Source organism: Pseudomonas sp. SR18, assembly GCF_023701505.1.
Taxonomy (GTDB): domain Bacteria; phylum Pseudomonadota; class Gammaproteobacteria; order Pseudomonadales; family Pseudomonadaceae; genus Aquipseudomonas; species Aquipseudomonas cyclaminis.
Genome location: NZ_JAMQAU010000008.1, coordinates 84,708 through 103,809, shown reverse-complemented (window position 1 = coordinate 103,809; position 19,102 = coordinate 84,708). Strand labels below are relative to the sequence as shown.

Below are 19,102 nucleotides of genomic sequence, written 5' to 3'. Positions count from 1 at the left end.
TCTTCGGTTAGCGATGGGCGCTAGGTGCGGCTAGTGCACGGGCGGCGGCGACATCCGCATTGATCGCCGTTTTCAACGCCTCAAGGGAGGCGAAACGCTGCTCTTCACGCAGCTTCTGGTGGAAAACCACCGTCAAACGCCGGTCGTATAAATCACCGGCAAAATCCAAAAGGTGAACTTCCAGGTGGGCCTTGCCATCACCTGCAACCGTGGGCCTGACGCCTATGTTGGCGACTCCCGGCCACGGCTGGCCGTCGATGTCGACGCTCACCAGGTAAACCCCGGTAAGCGGCACACGACGACGCTTGAGTTGCACGTTGGCGGTTGGCGTGCCCAGTTGGCGCGCCAGCTTCTGGCCGTGCAGTACCCGCCCGGCAATGCGGAACGGGCGACCCAGCAGACGCTCGGCCAGGGCGAAGTCGGCAGCCGCCAGGGCATTACGCACCTGGGTGCTGCTCACACGCAGGCCGTCCAGTTCGACGGTTTGCGCGGCTTCAACGGTAAAGCCCTGGGTAACGCCGGCGTGCTGCAGGAATTCGAAATCCCCAACCCGATCGCAACCAAAACGGAAGTCGTCGCCGACCTCCAGATGCTGCACGCCCAGGCCATCCACCAGGATACGGTCGACGAACTCGGCGGCGCTGAGGCTTTGCAAGCGCTGGTTGAAAGCCAGGCAGAGGACGCGGTCCACGCCTTCTTCGGCCAGCAGTTGCAACTTGTCCCGCAAGCGGGCCAGGCGGGCCGGCGCCGTCTCCGGGGTGAAGTATTCCCGCGGCTGTGGCTCAAAAATCACCACGCAGCTGGGCACGCCCAACTCGACCGCACGCTCGCGCAGCCGGGCCAGGATAGCCTGGTGACCACGGTGAACACCGTCAAAGTTGCCAATAGTGGCGACGCAGCCCCGATGCTGGGGGCGCAGGTTGTGGAGACCTCGAACCAGCTGCATAACGCGCTTCTTGCTCATAAAGTGGTCGATTATAACCACACCCAGCCTCAGACGACAGGCAACAGCGCAGGGCAAATGGATCGAATCGATAAAACACCGCTTTTATCGCGGCAAACTCTCTAGCTCAACGACTTGCGATTGAAATCCCGCAGGCGGAAACCCTGCAGCAGCAACATTCCGAAGTACACCACCACGCCAGCGACAACCAACACGCCCAGACGCATGAAGCGTTCCAACATAGGGCCTTGGTCCCACGCCGGCATAAAGTGCATCAAGCCCAGTAACACCGCCGACATCATTGCCACCGCCACCAGCAGCTTGAGGGCAAACATGCCCCAGCCCGGCTGCGGCTGGAACATCTGCTGTTTGCGCAGTTGATAAAACAGCAAGCCCGCATTGATGCAGGCACCCGCGCTGATCGCAAGGGCCAGGCCGGCATGAGCCAATGGACCGATAAACACCAGATTGAGCAGTTGCGTGACGATCAGCGTGAAGATCGCGATTTTCACGGGGGTACGGATGTTTTGCTGGGCATAAAAGCCAGGCGCCAGCACTTTGATCACGATGATGCCGAGCAGGCCGACGGAGTAGGCAACCAGCGCGCGCTGCGTCATCAAGGCGTCATGGGCGTCGAATTGGCCGTATTGGAACAGTGAAACCGTCAGCGGCTCGGCCAGGATGCCCAGCGCCAGGGCACACGGCAACACCAGGACAAAACACAGGCGCAGGCCCCAATCAAGGATGCGCGAGTACTCCTGCCGGTCCTTGCTGGCATACGTGCGCGCCAGGGTAGGCAGCAGGATTGTGCCCAAGGCCACGCCCAGCACGCCGGACGGCAGCTCCATCAGGCGGTCGGCGTAATACATCCACGATACCGAGCCCGATACCAGCAGCGAGGCAAAGGCCGTGTTGATAATCAGGGAAATCTGGCTGACCGATACGCCGAGGATCGCCGGCAGCATATTGCGCATCACGCGCCAGACGCCGGTGTCCTTAAGATTCAGGCGCGGCAGCACGAGCATGCCGATCTTTTTCAGGTGCGGCAGTTGGTAGAGCAATTGTGCCAGGCCGCCGGCCAATACAGCCCAGCCGAGCGCCATGACCGGCGGATCGAAATACGGGGTGAGGAACAGCGCGAAAATGATCATGCTGACGTTTAGCAGGGTCGGCACAAACGCCGGCACCGAGAAACGGTTCCAGGTATTGAGGATCGCCCCAGCCAGGGATGACAGGGAAATCAGCAATATATAAGGAAAGGTAACCCGTAGCAGATCAGTGGTCAGCGCGAACTTTTCCGGCGTATTGGCGAAACCGGGCGCCGTGGCCCAGATCACCCAAGGTGCGGCGAGCATGCCGAGGATAGTCACCAGCATCAAAACCAGGGTCAGCAGGCCTGAGACGTAAGCAATAAAGGTGCGGGTAGCCTCCTCGCCTTGCTGGGTCTTGTATTCCGCCAGAATCGGCACGAATGCTTGGGAAAATGCTCCCTCCGCGAAGATACGCCGCAGCAGATTGGGCAATTTAAAGGCAATAAAGAAGGCATCCGTGGCCATGCTGGCGCCAAAAATGCGTGCCAGCAGGGTGTCACGCACAAACCCCAGAACCCTGGAGATCATCGTGATAGAGCTGACGGCGGCCAACGATTTGAGCAGATTCATTGAAAGAGTTTGCGCCTATTAGATAAAGAGCAGGCGAACTGTGCGCCTACTTATGCGATACTGCGCGCCTGCAACAGCACAGAGCCAAAGCTCGCGAGTTTACAGGTCAAGCGCCGGAAATAAATCACCCGCCTCTTCAGATCGACCACTCAGCAGTTCGCATCAGCCGCCCTTGACAACACATCAAGTCATCGGCATGATTCGCGGCCTATTTTGTTTGCTATTTCCTAAAAAGTCTTTCGAGGAGCTCGACGGTGGCCAACACACCTTCCGCCAAAAAACGTGCAAAACAGGCTGAGAAGCGTCGCAGCCACAACGCCAGCCTGCGTTCCATGGTTCGTACCTACATCAAGAATGTAGTTAAAGCCATCGACACCAAAGACGCTGAAAAAGCTCAAGCAGCTTACGTTCTGGCTGTGCCAGTTATCGACCGTATGGCCGATAAAGGCATCATCCACAAGAACAAGGCCGCTCGCCATAAGAGCCGCCTGAACGGCCACATCAAGGCTCTGAGCGTTCCTGCTGCTGCCTAAGTGGTAACAACTGCAACGCAACCCTGGTTGCGAAACAGTTAAGAAATGCCCCGTACCGAAAGGTCCGGGGCATTTTTGTTTTCTGAAGTACGCCCCTCCCACATTTGAACTTCAGTGCTTTTTTAAGCGCAAAAAAAACGCCCCGAACCAGTCGGGGCGTTTTTGCTATCAGCTGATTAACGCATCAATCAGTGCTGATGACCGCCTTCACCGTGAACGTGGCCGTGAGCCACTTCTTCCTGGGAAGCGTCGCGGATGGCAACGATCTTCACTTGGAAGTTCAGGCGCTGGCCTGCCAGAGGGTGGTTGCCGTCGACGGTTACGTCGTCGCCGTCCAGATCACGGATAGTCACGATCTGCATTTGGCCGTCCGGCGCGGAAGCGTGGAACTGCATGCCCACTTCCAGCTCGTCAACGCCTTCGAACATGCTGCGGCTCAGAGTGCTGACCAGTTCAGCCGAGTACTCGCCGTAGGCATCTTCAGGTTCTACGGCAACGGTCAGTTCATCACCAACTGCCTTGCCTTCCAGTGCCTTTTCCAGGCCTGGGATGATGTTACCTGCGCCTTGCAGGTAGACCAGCGGCGCGCCGCCGGCGGAGCTGTCGATGACCTCACCAGCGTCGTTGGTCAGGGTATAGTCGATGGAGACAGCCTTGTTAGCGGCGATCGTCATGGGGCGAGACCTTTTGCATAAGAATGAAGAACGGACAAGTCTAAACAAGGATTTGCCCGAAAGCGAACAGAACCCGGACAGACGGGACCGATCAAGGGTCACGGTCGTCGGTTTTCATCTGGACGAAGAACGGCATTGGGTGGCCGAGCTCTCCTGCGGCCACACCCAGCATCTGCGCCACCAGCCGCCATGGCAATCCCGCGCCTGGGTACTCGACCCCGCACAGCGTCTGGAAAAAATAGGCCAGCCCTTTGCCTGCGGCTGGTGTGCGCAAGCGCCGAATAACGATAACCTTGACGCCTGATTCCCGGTAGGCGCTCAGCCATAGAGCGCCACCGAAGCCATGCACCTCCAGAGAATTCGCATGCAGACTTTTTTTATCGCGCCCACCGATTTCGGTGTGGGTCTGACCTCCATCAGCCTTGGGCTGGTGCGCACCCTTGAGCGGGCCGGGCTGAAAGTCGGCTTCTTCAAGCCGATTGCCCAGCCGCACCCCGGCGACACCGGCCCCGAACGCTCCACCGAACTGGTGGCACGCACCCACGGCCTCAAGCCACCACAGCCTTTGGGCCTGGCACACGTTGAACGGATGCTCGGCGACGGCCAGCTCGACGAACTGCTCGAAGAGATCATCACCCTCTATCAGCAGGCCGCCGTGGGCAAGGACGTACTGATCGTCGAAGGCATGGTGCCCACCCGCAACGCCAGCTATGCGGCACGGGTCAACCTGCACCTGGCCAAGAGCCTGGACGCGGAAGTGATCCTGGTCTCCGCTCCGGAAAACGAAGTGCTCACCGAACTCTCCGGCCGCGTGGAATTGCAGGCCCAACTGTTCGGCGGCCCGAAAGACCCGAAAGTACTCGGCGTGATCCTCAACAAGGTGCGCACCGACGAAAGCATGGAGGCGTTTTCAGCGCGCCTTAAAGAGCATTCGCCTTTACTGCGCAGCGGTGACTTCCGCCTGCTCGGCTGCATTCCGTATCAACCGGAACTCAACGCGCCGCGCACCCGCGACGTGGCCGACCTGATGGGCGCGCAGATCCTCAACGCCGGCGACTACGAAACCCGGCGCATGACCAAGATCATCATCTGCGCCCGCACCATGCGTAACACCGTCGAGCTGCTCAAACCCGGCGTGCTGGTGGTAACCCCAGGCGACCGCGACGACATCATCCTCGCCGTCAGCCTGGCCGCGATCAACGGCGTGCCGCTGGCCGGCCTGCTGCTGACCAGCGATACACTGCCCGATCCGCGCATCATGGATCTGTGTCGCGGAGCGTTTCAGGCCGGGCTACCGGTGCTGTCGGTGAGCACCGGCTCCTACGACACCGCCAACCTGCTCAACAACCTGAACAAAGAAATCCCCATCGATGACCGCGAGCGCGCCGAGATCATCACCGATTTCGTCGCCAGCCACCTTGATGCGCGCTGGCTGCATCAGCGTTGCGGCACACCACGGGAAATGCGCCTGTCGCCAGCGGTGTTCCGCTACCAGTTGATCCAACGCGCCCAGGCCGCCAACAAACGCATCGTGCTGCCCGAAGGCAGCGAGCCACTTACCGTCCAGGCCGCCGCCATCTGCCAGGCCCGAGGCATTGCCCGCTGCGTGTTGCTGGCCAAACCAGCCGATGTGGAAGCCGTCGCCCGCGCCCAAGGCATCGAATTGCCGGAAGGCCTGGAAATTCTCGACCCGGACCTGATCCGCCAACGCTACGTCGAACCAATGGTCGCGCTGCGCAAAAGCAAAAGCCTCAACGCGCCGATGGCCGAGCAACAATTGGAAGACACTGTGGTGATCGCCACCATGATGCTCGCACTGGATGAAGTGGATGGCCTGGTTTCTGGCGTTATCCACTCCACCGCCAACACCATCCGCCCCGCCCTGCAACTGATCAAAACGGCGCCGGGCTGCACGCTGGTGTCGTCGGTGTTCTTCATGCTGTTCCCCGAAGAGGTGCTGGTGTACGGCGACTGCGTGATGAACCCGCACCCAAGCGCTGCGGAACTCGCGGAAATCGCCCTGCAAAGCGCCGACTCGGCGGCGGCGTTCGGCATTACCCCGCGCGTGGCGATGATCAGCTATTCCAGCGGTGATTCGGCCAGCGGCGAGGAAGTGGAAAAAGTTCGCGAAGCCACCCTGCTCGCCCATGAACAGCAAAGTTCGCTGTTGATCGACGGCCCCCTGCAATACGACGCCGCCGCCAACGAGGACGTAGCCCGACAACTGGCGCCCAACAGCCAGGTCGCCGGCAAGGCCACCGTGTTCGTCTTCCCTGACCTGAACACCGGCAACACCACCCACAAGGCCGTACAACGCAGCGCCGATTGCGTAAGCCTGGGCCCGATGCTCCAGGGCCTGCGCAAACCGGTCAACGACCTGCCCCGCGGCGCCCAGGTTGACGACATCGTGTACACCATCGCCCTGACCGCGATCCAAGCCGCCAACCGACCAATGGATATCTAAATGCTGGATTTTCTACCTGCCGCCGTGCGCGGGGTGATCGCTTCGCTGTTGCTGGCGCTGAACACGATCCTGCTGTGTTCGTTCCTGTTCATCGTTGCGCTGTTCAAGGCGTTGCCGTTTGCCAAGCGCTTCAGCGAATGGCTGATGAACCACACCCACGAAGCCTGGGTCACCAACAACAAGGGTTGGATGAACCTGGTACAGCGCACGCGCTGGCACCTCAAAGGCCTTGAAGGGCTGGATTATCAACACTCGTACCTGGTGACCAGCAACCACCAGAGCTGGGTCGACATCATGGTCTTGCAATACGTGCTCAATCGACGGATTCGCCCGCTGAAGTTCTTCCTCAAGCAGGAATTGATCTGGGTGCCGGTGATTGGTCTGGCGTGGTGGGCACTGGGCTTTCCGTTCATGAAGCGCTACACCAAGGCTTATCTGGAGAAGCACCCGGAGAAGAAAGGCAAAGACTTGGAAACCACCCGCAAGACCTGTGCGAAGTTTCGCGACAACCCGGTCGGGATTTTCAACTTTGCCGAAGGCACACGGTTTACTGACGGCAAACATGCCCAGCAAAAATCGCCATTCCGTTACCTGCTCAAGCCCAAGGCTGGCGGCATCGCATTTGTGCTGGACGCCATGGGCGAGCAACTGAAGTCACTGGTGAATGTGACCATTCACTACCCTGGCGGGCGTCCTGGTTATTGGGATTTGCTATGCGGGAATGTGAAGGACGTGGTGGTGCAGTTTGAAGAGGTGCAGATTCCGGCCGAGTTTATTGGCAAGAATTATGAGCAGGATGGGGAGTATCGGTTGGCGTTCCAGAGCTGGATCAACCGGTTATGGGAAGACAAGGATGCGTCGCTGGAAAAGCTGCATAAAGACTTCCCAGGCAAACGATGATCAACCTGTGGGAGGGGGCTTGCCCTCGATGACGGAGCATCAGTTGATGCAGTCGTAGCTGACCCACCGCTATCGAGGGCAAGCCCCCTCCCACATTTGACCGCGCCCGATCTTGAAGATGTGAAAAAGCCCGCCACCGATCACTCGGTGGCGGGCTTTTTTTGTGGCCGCGAGGTTTAGATCGCGCCGCGCTGACGCAACAGTTCCAGCACTTGCTTGACGCTGTCTTCCAGCGACAGCGCCTGGGTGTCGAGCACCAGGTCGGCATTCAACGGCACGTCGTACGGGAAGGATTCGCCAGGGATGTTATCCCCGCCGGCCGCGTACAGGCCTTGCGGATCACGCTCGGCGCATACCAGCGGCGACGCCTGCACGTACACAGTCAGCAGACGATCACCGCCAATCAGCGCCTTGGCCTGTTCACGGCCTTCGGCATCCGGGGCAACGAACGCGGCCAGGGTCAGCAGGCCGGCTTCGTTGAACTGGCGCGCCACGTGAGCGGCACGACGCCAGTTTTCCGTACGCCCGGCACGATCCTGTGGCAGACCTTTGTTCAGGTCGTGACGCAGGTTCTGACCATCCAGCACGAAGACCGCACGACCCATGTCGAACAGCTTGCGCTCGACCGCATAGGCCAAGGTGCTCTTGCCAGCGCCGGACAGGCCGCTGAACAGCACGGTGGCCGGTTGCTGGCCGAAGCGCTGGGCACGCTCTTCGGTGGCCACATGCGCCAACTTGCCATGCTGCGCCGCGCTGCCGTGAGTGACCGGCGGTGCGATGATCATGCCTGCGGCAACGGTGCCGTTGGTCAAGCGGTCGATAACAATGAACGCACCCGTGGTGCGATTGCTGTCGTAGCCATCCAGCGCGATGGCGGCGTCGAGGCTGACCTTGACCCGGCCGATCTCGTTCAATTGCAGCGAACTCGCCGGGCCTTCGGCCAGGGTGTTCACGTCCACGCGGTGCACGATGCTGGTGATGGAACCCGGCACGTAGCTGGTGGCGCGCTTGATGTCGTATTTCTTGCCCGGCAGCATCGGTTCTTCGGCCATCCACACCAGCATGGCGTCGAAGGCGTCAGTTACTTGCGGCACGTTGTCGGCATGCACCAGCAGGTCGCCACGGGAGATGTCGATCTCGTCTTCCATGGTCAGGGTCACGGCCTGGCCTGGGCCGGCGTGTTCCAGCTCACCATCGAAGGTGACGATGGATTTGACGCGGCTGCTCTTGCCCGACGGCAGAACCACGATCTCGTCGCCCTTGTGCACGATGCCGCTGGCCAGGGTGCCGGCGAAACCACGGAAGTTCAGGTTCGGACGGTTGACGTACTGCACCGGGAAACGCAGGTCGGTGTAGTTGCGGTCGTTGGCGATCTCGACGGTTTCGAGGATTTCCATCAGCGACTGGCCGGTGTACCAAGGCGAACGCTCGCTCTTGTTCACCACGTTGTCGCCCTTGAGCGCCGACATCGGCACAAAGGCCATGGTGCTCGGTTTGAAGGCGATACCGTCGGCGAACTTCAGGTAATCGGCCTTGATCTGCTCGAACACGCTCTGGTCGAAGCCATTGATGTCCATCTTGTTGACGGCGATCACGATGTGCTTGATGCCCAGCAACGAGGCGATGAAGCTGTGGCGACGGGTCTGGGTCTGCACGCCGTAGCGGGCGTCGATCAGGATGATCGCCAGGTCACAGGTGGAGGCACCGGTGGCCATGTTGCGGGTGTACTGCTCATGGCCGGGGGTGTCGGCAATGATGAATTTACGCTTGGCGGTGGAGAAGTAGCGGTAGGCAACATCGATGGTGATGCCCTGCTCACGCTCGGCCTGCAGGCCATCGACCAGCAAGGCCAGGTCGATGTCGTCACCGGTAGTGCCGGACTTTTTCGAGTCGCGGGTAATGGCTTCCAGGTGATCCTCGTAGATCATCTTGGAGTCGTGCAGCAGGCGCCCGATCAGGGTGCTCTTGCCGTCGTCGACGTTGCCGCAGGTCAGGAAGCGCAACATCTCTTTGCGCTCGTGCTGGCCCAGGTAGGCGAGGATGTCCTCGCTGATCAAATCAGATTGATGCGACATGACAGCCCCTTAGAAATAGCCTTGACGTTTTTTATCTTCCATTGAGCCTGCGCCATCGTGGTCGATGACACGGCCCTGGCGCTCGGAAGTTCGCGTCAGGAGCATTTCCTGAATGATGTCCGTCAGCGTCTCGGCTTCGGACTCCACCGCGCCCGTCAACGGGTAGCAGCCAAGGGTACGGAAACGTACTTTCTTTTTGACGATACGGGCTTTGTCTTCGTCGGACAGGTGCTCAAGGATGCGGTCGTCGTCGATCATGATCAACGTGCCGTTCTTCTCGATCACGTCGCGTTCGGCGGCGAAGTACAGCGGCACGATCGGGATGCCTTCCAGGTAGATGTACTGCCAGATATCCAGCTCGGTCCAGTTGGACAGCGGGAATACACGGATCGACTCGCCCTTGTTGACGTTGCCGTTGTAGACGTTCCACAACTCGGGGCGCTGGTTCTTCGGGTCCCAGCGGTGCTTGCTGTCGCGGAACGAGTACACGCGCTCTTTGGCGCGGGATTTCTCTTCATCACGACGGGCACCGCCGAACGCTGCGTCGAAACCATGCTTGTCCAAGGCCTGCTTGAGGCCTTCGGTCTTCATGATGTCGGTGTGCTTGGCGCTGCCGTGGGTGAACGGGTTGATGCCCTGCGCAACGCCATCGGGGTTGACGTGGGTGATCAGGTCCAGGCCCAGTTCCTCGACCATCTTGTCGCGGAACGCGTACATCTCCTGGAATTTCCAGCGGGTGTCGACGTGCATCACCGGGAACGGCAGTTTGCCCGGGAAGAAGGCCTTGCGTGCCAGATGCAGCATCACGGCGGAGTCTTTACCGATCGAGTAGAGCATCACCGGGTTGTCGAACTCGGCGGCGACCTCGCGGATGATGTGGATGCTTTCCGCCTCCAGCTGTTTCAGATGCGTCAGTTTGTCGACCATGGTTACTCACGGAAAAACGATCTTATGGACGGCCAGCGGGCCGTGTTCGAGCGAGGCATGCTAGCACAGCACCTTCTTCTATTCAGGGAGCTGGCTAGATCGAAACGGTATATGAATATGCCGCCAGGTTTGGCCTGCCATGCCGTCAAACCGCCTCCCACATTCAGATTGGGTTGGGGCAGTCGATGAACAGATGTTCGAGCGCAAAACGCCGCGCCAGGTAATCGCCCAGTGCCTGTACGCCATAGCGCTCGGTGGCGTGGTGGCCGGCGGCGATGAAGCTGATGTCGTTTTCCCGCGCGCTGTGGAAGGTTTGCTCGGAGGCTTCGCCGCTGAGGAACAGGTCGACGCCGGCGGCAACCCCATGGTCGATGTAGCCTTGGCCACCGCCGGTGCACCAGCCGACGCGGCGGATCATTTCGCTGCCTTCGATCAGCAGCGGTTCGCGGCCCATGACGTCCTGCACGCGGCGGGCAAAGTCGCGGGGCGACAGGGGTTCGGCGAGGGAGCCGACCAGGCCGACGATCTTGGGGTTGGTCGGGTCGAGAGGGCCTTCGACGGTGATGTCCAACTGCTTGGCAAGCTGCACGTTGTTGCCGACGTCGGGGTGCAGGTCCAGCGGCAGGTGATAGGCCAGCAAACTGATGTCGTGCTTGAGCAGGGTTTTCAGGCGGCGCTGCTTCATGCCGGTGATGCAGGGGTTCTCGCCTTTCCAGAAATAGCCGTGGTGCACCAGGATCAAATCGGCCTGGGCTTCAACGGCTGCGTCCAGCAGGGCTTGGCTTGCGGTCACGCCGCTGACGATGCGCATCACCTGCGGCCGACCTTCGACTTGCAGGCCATTGGGGCAGTAGTCGGCGATTTTTGCACTGCCGAGGTAGCGGTCTGCTTCCTCGACGAGGGTGGTAAGGGGGACGGCCATAAAAGACTCCTAAATATCCCGTTCCGAGGCGCTCGCAGCCTCGTATAATGCGCGACATTATGGGCGCTCTCCCGCCCCCTGCAACCTGTCAGGACTTACTTGATGCTCAAGGCACTGCGTTTTTTTGGATGGCCATTGCTGGCTGGCGTGCTGATCGCGATGCTGATTATTCAGCGTTATCCCCAGTGGGTGGGCTTACCCAGCCTTGATGTCAACCTGCAACAGGCGCCGCAGACCAGCGCGGTGGTGCAAGGCCCGGTGACGTACGCCGACGCAGTGGTCATTGCCGCTCCGGCGGTGGTCAACCTGTACACCACCAAGGTCATCAACAAGCCGGCGCATCCACTGTTTGAGGACCCGCAGTTCCGCCGCTATTTCGGTGACAACGGGCCCAAGCAGCGGCGCATGGAATCCAGCCTGGGTTCCGGGGTGATCATGAGCCCCGAAGGCTACATCCTCACCAACAACCACGTGACCACCGGCGCCGACCAAATTGTGGTGGCCCTGCGTGATGGCCGCGAAACCCTGGCCCGCGTGGTGGGCAGCGACCCGGAAACGGACCTGGCGGTGTTGAAGATCGATTTGAAAAACCTGCCTTCCATCACCCTCGGCCGTTCCGATGGCTTGCGGGTGGGTGATGTGGCGCTGGCCATCGGCAACCCGTTCGGGGTGGGCCAGACGGTGACCATGGGCATCATCAGCGCCACCGGCCGTAACCAGTTGGGCCTCAACAGCTACGAAGACTTCATCCAGACCGACGCGGCGATCAACCCCGGCAACTCCGGCGGCGCGCTGGTGGATGCCAATGGCAACCTGACCGGTATTAACACCGCGATTTTTTCCAAGTCCGGCGGCTCCCAGGGCATCGGTTTTGCGATCCCGGTGAAGCTGGCGATGGAAGTGATGAAGTCGATCATCGAGCACGGCCAGGTTATTCGCGGCTGGCTGGGGATCGAAGTACAACCGCTGACCAAGGAACTGGCCGAGTCGTTTGGCCTGACCGGGCGCCCAGGCATCGTAGTCGCCGGGATCTTCCGCGACGGACCGGCGCAGAAAGCCGGCCTGCAATTGGGTGACGTGATCCTGAGCATCAACGGCGAACCGGCCGGCGATGGTCGCAAGTCGATGAACCAGGTGGCGCGGATCAAACCGACCGATAAGGTGGCGATCCTCGTGATGCGCAACGGTAAAGAGATCAAGTTGTCGGCGGAAATCGGCCTGCGCCCGCCGCCGGCTCCGGTAAAAGAAGAAGAATAAGCCGCCTCGTCCAGGTGCCCCTTAGCGGGCACCTGTAAATTAATGTTTCACAGCGATTCATTCTCATTGGTCATGTTATATTGTTTCAATATCGCTATTGGAACGCTCTATCATGCCGTCTCGAAGAATTGCCCCCTTGGCTGGCCTGGCCTTGGGTTTGCTGCTCGACCCCGCCTTTGCCGAAGACACCACCGTCGAACTCGATACCATCAGCGTCACTACCGACGCCTATGAATCCGCCACCGGCCCGGTGAAGGGCTATCGCGCCACTCGTTCGGCCAGCGCGACTAAAACCGACACAGCCCTGCGCGATATCCCACAATCCATCAGCGTGATTCCCGCCACGGTGCTCAAGGATCTGGGCAGCACCAATGTGGAACGCGCCCTGGAATTTGCGGGCGGCGTGTCCAAGCAAAACAACTTTGGTGGCCTGACCCTCTACGAATACAGCGTGCGTGGTTTCACCACCTCGGAGTTCTACCAGGACGGTTTCAGCGCCAACCGTGGTTACCCGAGCACACCGGATGCGGCCAATATCGAACGCATTGAAGTACTCAAAGGCCCTGCGGCCAGTTTGTACGGGCGCGGCGACCCAGGCGGCACCGTGAATATCGTCACCAAAAAACCTCAGCCAGACGCCTTCACCACCCTGCAAACCAGCGCCGGCAGTTGGGACCGTTACCGCACCGCCATCGACGTCAACACGCCGCTGGACAACGAAGGCCACGTGCTCTCGCGGGTCAACCTGGCAGTAGAGGACAACCACAGCTTTCGCGATCACGTGCAGAGCAAGCGCGTTTTGGTTGCGCCCTCGTTCAGTTGGCAACTGGACCCGGACACCAGCCTGCTGGTGGAAAGCGAATTCGTGCGCCACAGCTCCACGTTCGACCGTGGCATCGTCGATGCGCCCGGTCTGTCGCGCTCCACCTTCCTCGGCGAGCCCAACGACGGCGACATCGACAACCACAACAACCGCATCCAGGCGACCCTCGAACATCACCTCAACGACGCCTGGAAACTGCGCCTGGCCAGCCATTACAAACAAGGCAGCCTATGGGGCGATGCCTCGGAAAATCGGCCACTCAGCGCCGACGGCCATACCCTCAACCGCCGCTACCGCGAACGCTCCATGGGCTGGCACGACAGCATCACCCAATTGGAGCTGCGCGGTTTGTTCGACGTCGGCAGCTGGCAGCATGAACTGCTGGTGGGCACCGAATACGAGGACTACCGCAAGAAGGAACGCGTGACCGCCATCGCCGGCAGCCCGGGTAGCTCATACGCGATCGACATCTACAACCCGGTCTACGGCCAAGCCAAACCCAATGGCGTACGTTCCGGCACCGACTTTTTCGAGCAGACCAAAAGCCACGCCCTGAACCTGCAAGACCAGATCGTCTTTACCGACCGCCTGCGCGGCATGGTCGGCGCACGCTTCGAGCATTTCGAGCAAACCGTCGACGACTTCACCCGCAACGCCCCGCCGAGCCGGCAAACCCACGACGCCCTCACCCAGCGCGCCGGCCTGCTTTATCAACTCACGCCCGAAGTCGGCGTGTTCGCCAACGCTTCGACCTCGTTCAAACCCAACAGCGGCCTGGACGCCACGGGCAACACCTTCAAGCCCGAAGAAGGCGTGGGTTATGAAGTGGGGATCAAGAGCGAGCTGTTCGACGACCGCCTCAGCACCACCGTCGCCGCGTTCCATATCGAAAAGGAAAACGTGCTGGCCCTGGACCCGGCCACCAACACCAACCGCGCCATGGGCAAGGCGCGCAGCCAGGGCGTTGACTTGCAACTGACCGGGCAACTGACCGACGCGATACGGGTGATCGGCGCCTTCGCCTACATCGACGCCGAAGTGACCAAAGGTGACAAGGCCATTGCGGCCGGCAGCCGCATTCTCGGCGTGGCCAAGCGCAGCGGCAGTCTGTTGGGGGTGTATGAATTCCAGGATGGCGCGTTGCGCGGCTCAGACCTGGGCGCAGCGTTTACCTATGTGGGAGACCGCTCAGGTGAAGCAGGCGGCAGCTTTGAACTGCCGGCCTACCACACCGTAGATTTGCTCGCGCATTACAAGGCGACCGAGAACGTGACGGTGGGCCTGAACCTGAACAACCTGTTTGATGAAAAATACTATGAGCGGTCCTACAGCAATTACTGGGTCAACCCCGGCGAACCGCGCAACTTCACGGTCAGCCTGACCCTCAATCTCTAACACAAATCAAACATGTGGGAGGGGGCGTGCTCCCGATAGCTGCTACGAATTACGTGTAGCGGGATCAAGCCCCTTCCCACATTTGGATCTGCGCCAGGTTCAATTACAGTGAAAGAGGCGCTCTTTCACACAGCGTATTGAGCGCCGCCGCCCACTGCGGATCATCATTCAAGCACGGTACCAATACCAATTCCTCGCCTCCGGCCTCGCGGAACTGCTCCAGGCCGCGATCGCCAATCTCTTCCAGGGTCTCGATGCAATCGGCCACAAACGCCGGGCACATCACCAGCAGCTTTTTCACGCCTTGTTGAGCCAGCGCCTCCAAGCGCGCTTCGGTGTAGGGTTCGATCCACTTCGCACGTCCCAGGCGCGATTGAAACGCCACCGACCATTTGCCATCCGGCAAGCCCAGGCGCTCGGCCACATCGCGAGCAACACTGAAGCACTGCGCGCGATAGCATGTGGCAAGCACTTGCGGCGAGGCGTTCTTGCAGCAGTCGGCATCCTTGAAGCAATGCTGGCCGGTCGGGTCGAGCTTAGTCAGATGGCGCTCGGGCAAACCATGAAAGCTCAGCAGCAAGTGGTCGTAATCCTGCTCGATATAACGCTGTGCGCTCGCCGCCAGGGCATCGAGGTATTCGGGCTGATCGTAGAACGGCTGCAGGATCGAGAACTGTACATTCAGTTTCCTGTCTTTCACCACGCGCCGGGCCTCTTCGATCACCGTGGTCACAGTGCTGTCGGCGAACTGCGGGTACAAAGGCGCCAGAGTGACCTTCTGAATGCCTTGGGCGGCCAGCCGGGTGAGGGTCGTTTCCAGGGACGGCTCGCCGTAACGCATGGCCAGCTCTACGGGGCCTTGGGTCCACTGCGCGGTCATCTGCTGTTGCAGGCGGCGACTGAGCACCACCAGCGGCGAGCCTTCATCCCACCAGATCGACGCATAGGCATGGGCTGACTGCTCGGGGCGCTTGATCAGGATCAGCGACACCAGCAAGCGCCGCACCGGCCATGGCAGGTCGATCACATAAGGGTCCATCAAAAACTGGTTGAGGTAGCTGCGCACATCGGCCACCGAAGTGGACGCCGGTGAACCCAGGTTGACCAGTAACAACGCGTGATCCGTCATGCAACATCCTATCTCTAGAGGCGGCTGGACAAGTCGTCCAGAGCCGCATGCAACTCAGTGAACTGGAAAATGAAACCGGCGGCCATCAAGCGTTCGGGGATCGCCTTCTGCCCGCCCAGTAACAGCCCCGACAACTCGCCCAAGCCGACTTTCAGCGCAAAGGCCGGCATCGGCATGAACGCCGGGCGGTGCAGCACCTGGCCCAGGGTCTTGGCGAACTCGCGGTTACGCACCGGGTGTGGCGCGCAGGCATTATACGGACCGCTGGCGTCATCCTTGTGTAGAAGAAAATCAATCAGGGCGATTTGATCCTTGATATGCACCCAGGGCATCCACTGCCGACCATTGCCGATCGGCCCGCCCAGCGCCAGTTTGAACGGCAGCAGCAGCCGCGACAAAAAGCCGCCCTCGGCCGCCAGCACCAGGCCGGTCCGCACCAGCACCACACGGATGCCCAGGGCTTCTGCGCGCTGGGCGGTTTCTTCCCAGGCGATACACAGCTGGCTGGGGAAGTCGTCCTGCACCGGGCCGCTGGCCTCGGTCAGTTCGCGCTCACCGCCGTCGCCGTACCAGCCCACCGCCGAGCCGGAAATCAACACTGCCGGTTTCTGCGCCTGGCCTTCGAGCCACGCCAGCAGGGTTTCGGTAAGGCCGATGCGGCTGCTCCACAACAGCGCCTTGCGTTTGTGAGTCCAGGGGCGGTCGGCGATGGCGGCGCCGGCGAGATTGACCACCGCGTCCACGGCGCCGATCACCTCTTCCAGGCGCGCAACGCCCAGCACCTGCGCGCCACACAGGGCGGCAACCTCTTCAGGATGGCGGCTCCACACGGTCAGGCGATGGCCTTGGGCGAGCCAGTGTTGGCAGAGTTGGCGGCCGATCAAGCCGGTACCGCCGGTCAGCAAAATATGCATGGGATCCTCCTCATGTAACGTTCGCCGCCGATCACTGGTCTATTTTATAAGCAGGGATCAATTTGTAATCGGGCGTGGCTGTTGTTTAAGCCTCAGCTTTAACCATAGGTCACGCCAGACGTTCAGGTACGCCAAAACTTATACCAAAAAACAATATTGTACAGCTATTGGTGTCGGCGTAGTCTGTACCCAACGGTAAAACGAGGCCTCCCATGACTGTCCCCATCGCGATCATCGGTACCGGCATCGCCGGTCTCTCCGCCGCCCAAGCGTTACGAGACGCCGGGCACGCTGTAAAACTTTTCGACAAGAGCCGCGGCAGCGGTGGCCGCATGTCCAGCAAGCGCAGCGATGCCGGCGCGCTGGACATGGGCGCCCAGTACTTCACCGCCCGCGACCGACGCTTCGTCAACGAAGTGCAACGCTGGCAAAGCAACGGCTGGGCCGAGCAATGGAAACCGCAGTTGTACAACTTCAAATCCGGCCAGCTCACGCCCTCCCCCGACGAGCAGATCCGCTGGGTCGGCTCACCGCGCATGAGCGCCATCACCCGCGCCCTGCTCGATGACTTGCCGGTGGAATTCGGTTGCCGCATTACCGAGGTGTTCCAAGGCACTCAGCACTGGAACCTGCTCGACGCGGACGGCGGCAGCCATGGCCCATTCAGCCATGTGGTCATCGCCACGCCAGCGCCCCAAGCCACCGCCCTGCTGGCTGCTGCGCCCAAGCTGGCCAGCGCCGCCGCGGGGGTGAAAATGGACCCCACGTGGGCTGTCGCCCTGGCCTTCGACAAGCCACTGGATACACCGATGGAAGGCTGTTTCGTACAAGACAGTCCCCTCGACTGGCTGGCGCGCAACCGCAGCAAACCTGGGCGCGACACCACCCTCGATACCTGGGTGCTGCATGCCACCAGCGCGTGGAGCAAAGCCCATCTGGACTTGCCCAAGGAAGCCGTGATCGAACACCTGCACGGCGCCTTCGCCGAATTGCTGCACAGCGCCATGCCTGCGCCGTCCTTCAGCCTGGCGCACCGCTGGCTTTATGCGCGCCCGTCCAGCAGTCACGAATTCGGTGTGCTGGCCGATGCCGACCTGGGCCTGTACGTGTGTGGCGACTGGTGCCTGTCCGGTCGGGTCGAAGGTGCCTGGCTCAGTGGCCAGGAAGCCGCGCGACGATTGATCGAGCACCTGCAATGAACCGTCTCAACCCCGCCAAACTGCTGCTGTCGAAGTGGACAGCAGCCCATCCCCGCCACAAGGAAAAACACTTTCTGGTCACCGAATTGTTCCGGGACGAAGAAGGCACCGTGCTGGAAATCGAGCTGCAGGCGATCATGACCAAACGGGCCGAACGCCTGCCGTGGCAGACGTTGCAGAATGCCGAGGCCTGGAAAATCGGCTGGAAATAGTCCTCACGAAAAAACCTGTACAAATAATTTGACTTGTACAGCGTCAGACCTATGATGAGATTTAGTTGTACAACGCCTAAAGCTTGTACAGGAATTTATCAGGGGTTTGCCAATGTCCAGCAGCGCAAAACCGAAGATCGCTATCAGCGCCTGCCTGTTGGGCGAGAACGTGCGCTTCAACGGCGGTCATAAACAATCCCTGCTCTGCAGCCAGACCCTCGCCGACTATTTCGACTTTGTGCCGCTGTGCCCCGAAGTTGCGATTGGCCTGGGCATCCCCCGCGAACCGATCCGCCTGGTCGGCGACCCTGCCCACCCGCAGGCCGTGGGCACGGTGCGCCGTGAGCTCAACGTGACCCAACCGCTGGACGACTACGGCCAGCAGATGGCCCAGGAACACACCGACCTGTGCGGTTACATTTTTATGCAGAAGTCGCCGTCCTGTGGCCTGGAGCGGGTCAAGGTGTACCGCGAAAACGGCACCCCGGTCGACGGCGGCGGGCGCGGCATCTATGCCCGGGCGTTTTGCGCGCGCCACCCCAACCTGCCGGTCGAAGAAGACGGCCGATTGAATGACCCGGTGCTGCGGGAGAACTTCCTGACCCGCGTGTTCGTCTACGCCAGTTGGCAGCAGCTGCAGGCCGAAGGACTGACCCGTCACGGCTTGCTGGCTTTTCACTCGCGCTACAAATACCTGCTGATGGCCCACAGCCCTGTCCATTACAAAAGCCTGGGTCACCTGCTGGGCAGCATGGGCAAAGGCACCGACCTCAGTGAACTGGCCGCGTGTTACTTCAGCGACTTGATGACCGGCCTGACCAAATGCGCCACCCGCGGCACCCACACCAATGTGCTGCAACACATCAGTGGCTATCTCAAGCAGGTCATCAGCGCCGACGACAAGCAGGAAATGCAGACCGTTATCGGCCAATACCGCCACGGCATCGTGCCACTGGTGGTGCCGTTGACCCTGCTCAAACATCACTTTCGCCAACACCCGGACCGCTACATCGCGCAGCAGGCGTACCTGCAACCGCACCCGGAAAACCTCAGCCTGCGCAATGCGATCTAGAC

17 protein-coding genes are annotated in these 19,102 nt (G+C 60.6%); 9 read left to right on the top strand and 8 right to left on the bottom strand.

The genetic code is table 11. The annotated features are described in order from the left end of the window. Positions 1-7 precede the first annotated feature (7 nt). Together ribF and murJ are read right to left on the bottom strand one after the other, a co-directional pair. On the bottom strand, positions 8-946 hold the full coding sequence (gene ribF / locus NDJ82_RS13970; RefSeq protein WP_160385075.1) for a bifunctional riboflavin kinase/FAD synthetase: 939 nt from the start codon (positions 944-946) through the stop codon (positions 8-10). A 119-nt stretch (positions 947-1,065) separates the two neighbouring features. Further along, positions 1,066-2,604, bottom strand: coding sequence for a murein biosynthesis integral membrane protein MurJ (gene murJ, locus NDJ82_RS13965; protein ID WP_191947965.1), 1,539 nt, complete (start codon positions 2,602-2,604; stop codon positions 1,066-1,068). A 254-nt stretch (positions 2,605-2,858) separates the two neighbouring features. Between murJ and rpsT the strand changes: the two genes are divergently transcribed. Continuing rightward, positions 2,859-3,137, top strand: coding sequence for a 30S ribosomal protein S20 (rpsT, locus tag NDJ82_RS13960; RefSeq protein WP_003188401.1), 279 nt, complete (start codon positions 2,859-2,861; stop codon positions 3,135-3,137). Between the two features lie 188 nt (positions 3,138-3,325). On the opposite strand, the gene NDJ82_RS13955 is transcribed toward rpsT, so the two are convergent. Beyond that, positions 3,326-3,811: an FKBP-type peptidyl-prolyl cis-trans isomerase gene (locus NDJ82_RS13955; RefSeq protein WP_032886172.1), complete on the bottom strand. Its 486-nt coding sequence runs from the start codon at positions 3,809-3,811 to the stop codon at positions 3,326-3,328. On the opposite strand from NDJ82_RS13955, the gene NDJ82_RS13950 reads away from it, so the two are divergent. Genes NDJ82_RS13950 through yihG form a run of 3 tightly spaced genes read left to right on the top strand, consistent with a single transcriptional unit; the run spans position 3,780 to position 7,175 of the window. After that, positions 3,780-4,115, top strand: coding sequence for a DUF3565 domain-containing protein (locus NDJ82_RS13950; RefSeq protein WP_099583978.1), 336 nt, complete (start codon positions 3,780-3,782; stop codon positions 4,113-4,115). The two genes, NDJ82_RS13955 and NDJ82_RS13950, sit on opposite strands and share 32 nt — an antisense overlap. Before the next feature lie 60 nt (positions 4,116-4,175). Then, on the top strand, positions 4,176-6,275 hold the full coding sequence (pta, locus tag NDJ82_RS13945; protein WP_099583977.1) for a phosphate acetyltransferase: 2,100 nt from the start codon (positions 4,176-4,178) through the stop codon (positions 6,273-6,275). Beyond that, entirely contained in the window at positions 6,276-7,175 is a 900-nt protein-coding gene (gene yihG / locus NDJ82_RS13940; protein WP_250925717.1) for a 1-acylglycerol-3-phosphate O-acyltransferase, YihG family, read from the top strand. A 176-nt stretch (positions 7,176-7,351) separates the two neighbouring features. Here yihG and cysN read toward each other — a convergent pair whose 3' ends face one another. The 3 genes from cysN to NDJ82_RS13925 all read right to left on the bottom strand — a co-directional run bounded on the left by cysN (position 7,352) and on the right by NDJ82_RS13925 (position 11,099). Further along, a complete protein-coding gene (cysN, locus tag NDJ82_RS13935) occupies positions 7,352-9,250 on the bottom strand; it encodes a sulfate adenylyltransferase subunit CysN (protein WP_099583975.1) in 1,899 nt (632 codons plus the stop codon). A gap of 9 nt (positions 9,251-9,259) precedes the next feature. After that, positions 9,260-10,177 carry a sulfate adenylyltransferase subunit CysD gene (cysD, locus tag NDJ82_RS13930; RefSeq protein ID WP_032886164.1) on the bottom strand — a complete coding sequence of 306 codons (918 nt, stop codon included), beginning with the start codon at positions 10,175-10,177 and terminating at the stop codon, positions 9,260-9,262. Positions 10,178-10,340: 163 nt separating this feature from the next. Further along, positions 10,341-11,099, bottom strand: coding sequence for a Nif3-like dinuclear metal center hexameric protein (locus NDJ82_RS13925; protein WP_250925716.1), 759 nt, complete (start codon positions 11,097-11,099; stop codon positions 10,341-10,343). 102 nt (positions 11,100-11,201) lie between these two features. On the opposite strand from NDJ82_RS13925, the gene algW reads away from it, so the two are divergent. After that, entirely contained in the window at positions 11,202-12,356 is a 1,155-nt protein-coding gene (gene algW / locus NDJ82_RS13920; RefSeq protein ID WP_099583973.1) for a Do family serine endopeptidase AlgW, read from the top strand. Between the two features lie 112 nt (positions 12,357-12,468). Further along, a complete protein-coding gene (locus tag NDJ82_RS13915) occupies positions 12,469-14,574 on the top strand; it encodes a TonB-dependent siderophore receptor (protein ID WP_250925715.1) in 2,106 nt (701 codons plus the stop codon). Between the two features lie 103 nt (positions 14,575-14,677). On the opposite strand, the gene hemH is transcribed toward NDJ82_RS13915, so the two are convergent. Together hemH and NDJ82_RS13905 are read right to left on the bottom strand one after the other, a co-directional pair. Continuing rightward, positions 14,678-15,703 carry a ferrochelatase gene (gene hemH / locus NDJ82_RS13910; RefSeq protein WP_112193375.1) on the bottom strand — a complete coding sequence of 342 codons (1,026 nt, stop codon included), beginning with the start codon at positions 15,701-15,703 and terminating at the stop codon, positions 14,678-14,680. A 14-nt stretch (positions 15,704-15,717) separates the two neighbouring features. Beyond that, on the bottom strand, positions 15,718-16,617 hold the full coding sequence (locus NDJ82_RS13905; protein WP_112193373.1) for a TIGR01777 family oxidoreductase: 900 nt from the start codon (positions 16,615-16,617) through the stop codon (positions 15,718-15,720). Between the two features lie 212 nt (positions 16,618-16,829). Between NDJ82_RS13905 and NDJ82_RS13900 the strand changes: the two genes are divergently transcribed. The 3 genes from NDJ82_RS13900 to NDJ82_RS13890 all read left to right on the top strand — a co-directional run bounded on the left by NDJ82_RS13900 (position 16,830) and on the right by NDJ82_RS13890 (position 19,100). Next, positions 16,830-17,816: an NAD(P)/FAD-dependent oxidoreductase gene (locus tag NDJ82_RS13900; RefSeq protein ID WP_099583969.1), complete on the top strand. Its 987-nt coding sequence runs from the start codon at positions 16,830-16,832 to the stop codon at positions 17,814-17,816. Continuing rightward, positions 17,813-18,028, top strand: coding sequence for a TIGR02450 family Trp-rich protein (locus NDJ82_RS13895; RefSeq protein WP_099583968.1), 216 nt, complete (start codon positions 17,813-17,815; stop codon positions 18,026-18,028). The genes NDJ82_RS13900 and NDJ82_RS13895 overlap by 4 nt, the downstream gene beginning before the upstream one ends. Positions 18,029-18,140: 112 nt before the next feature. Further along, positions 18,141-19,100: a YbgA family protein gene (locus tag NDJ82_RS13890; RefSeq protein WP_112193370.1), complete on the top strand. Its 960-nt coding sequence runs from the start codon at positions 18,141-18,143 to the stop codon at positions 19,098-19,100. Positions 19,101-19,102 lie beyond the last annotated feature (2 nt).

Excerpts from the sequence above, each read along its gene's own strand:
- algW (WP_099583973.1), top strand. The coding sequence starts at position 11,202 with ATGCTCAAGGCACTGCGTTTTTTTGGATGGCCATTGCTGGCTGGCGTG.
- cysN (WP_099583975.1), bottom strand. The coding sequence starts at position 9,250 with ATGTCGCATCAATCTGATTTGATCAGCGAGGACATCCTCGCCTACCTG.
- yihG (WP_250925717.1), top strand. The coding sequence starts at position 6,276 with ATGCTGGATTTTCTACCTGCCGCCGTGCGCGGGGTGATCGCTTCGCTG.
- ribF (WP_160385075.1), bottom strand. The coding sequence starts at position 946 with ATGCAGCTGGTTCGAGGTCTCCACAACCTGCGCCCCCAGCATCGGGGC.
- NDJ82_RS13925 (WP_250925716.1), bottom strand. The coding sequence starts at position 11,099 with ATGGCCGTCCCCCTTACCACCCTCGTCGAGGAAGCAGACCGCTACCTC.
- NDJ82_RS13900 (WP_099583969.1), top strand. The coding sequence starts at position 16,830 with ATGACTGTCCCCATCGCGATCATCGGTACCGGCATCGCCGGTCTCTCC.
- NDJ82_RS13950 (WP_099583978.1), top strand. The coding sequence starts at position 3,780 with ATGGAGACAGCCTTGTTAGCGGCGATCGTCATGGGGCGAGACCTTTTG.
- NDJ82_RS13955 (WP_032886172.1), bottom strand. The coding sequence starts at position 3,811 with ATGACGATCGCCGCTAACAAGGCTGTCTCCATCGACTATACCCTGACC.
- murJ (WP_191947965.1), bottom strand. The coding sequence starts at position 2,604 with ATGAATCTGCTCAAATCGTTGGCCGCCGTCAGCTCTATCACGATGATC.
- NDJ82_RS13890 (WP_112193370.1), top strand. The coding sequence starts at position 18,141 with ATGTCCAGCAGCGCAAAACCGAAGATCGCTATCAGCGCCTGCCTGTTG.
- NDJ82_RS13915 (WP_250925715.1), top strand. The coding sequence starts at position 12,469 with ATGCCGTCTCGAAGAATTGCCCCCTTGGCTGGCCTGGCCTTGGGTTTG.
- pta (WP_099583977.1), top strand. The coding sequence starts at position 4,176 with ATGCAGACTTTTTTTATCGCGCCCACCGATTTCGGTGTGGGTCTGACC.
- hemH (WP_112193375.1), bottom strand. The coding sequence starts at position 15,703 with ATGACGGATCACGCGTTGTTACTGGTCAACCTGGGTTCACCGGCGTCC.
- cysD (WP_032886164.1), bottom strand. The coding sequence starts at position 10,177 with ATGGTCGACAAACTGACGCATCTGAAACAGCTGGAGGCGGAAAGCATC.
- NDJ82_RS13895 (WP_099583968.1), top strand. The coding sequence starts at position 17,813 with ATGAACCGTCTCAACCCCGCCAAACTGCTGCTGTCGAAGTGGACAGCA.
- NDJ82_RS13905 (WP_112193373.1), bottom strand. The coding sequence starts at position 16,617 with ATGCATATTTTGCTGACCGGCGGTACCGGCTTGATCGGCCGCCAACTC.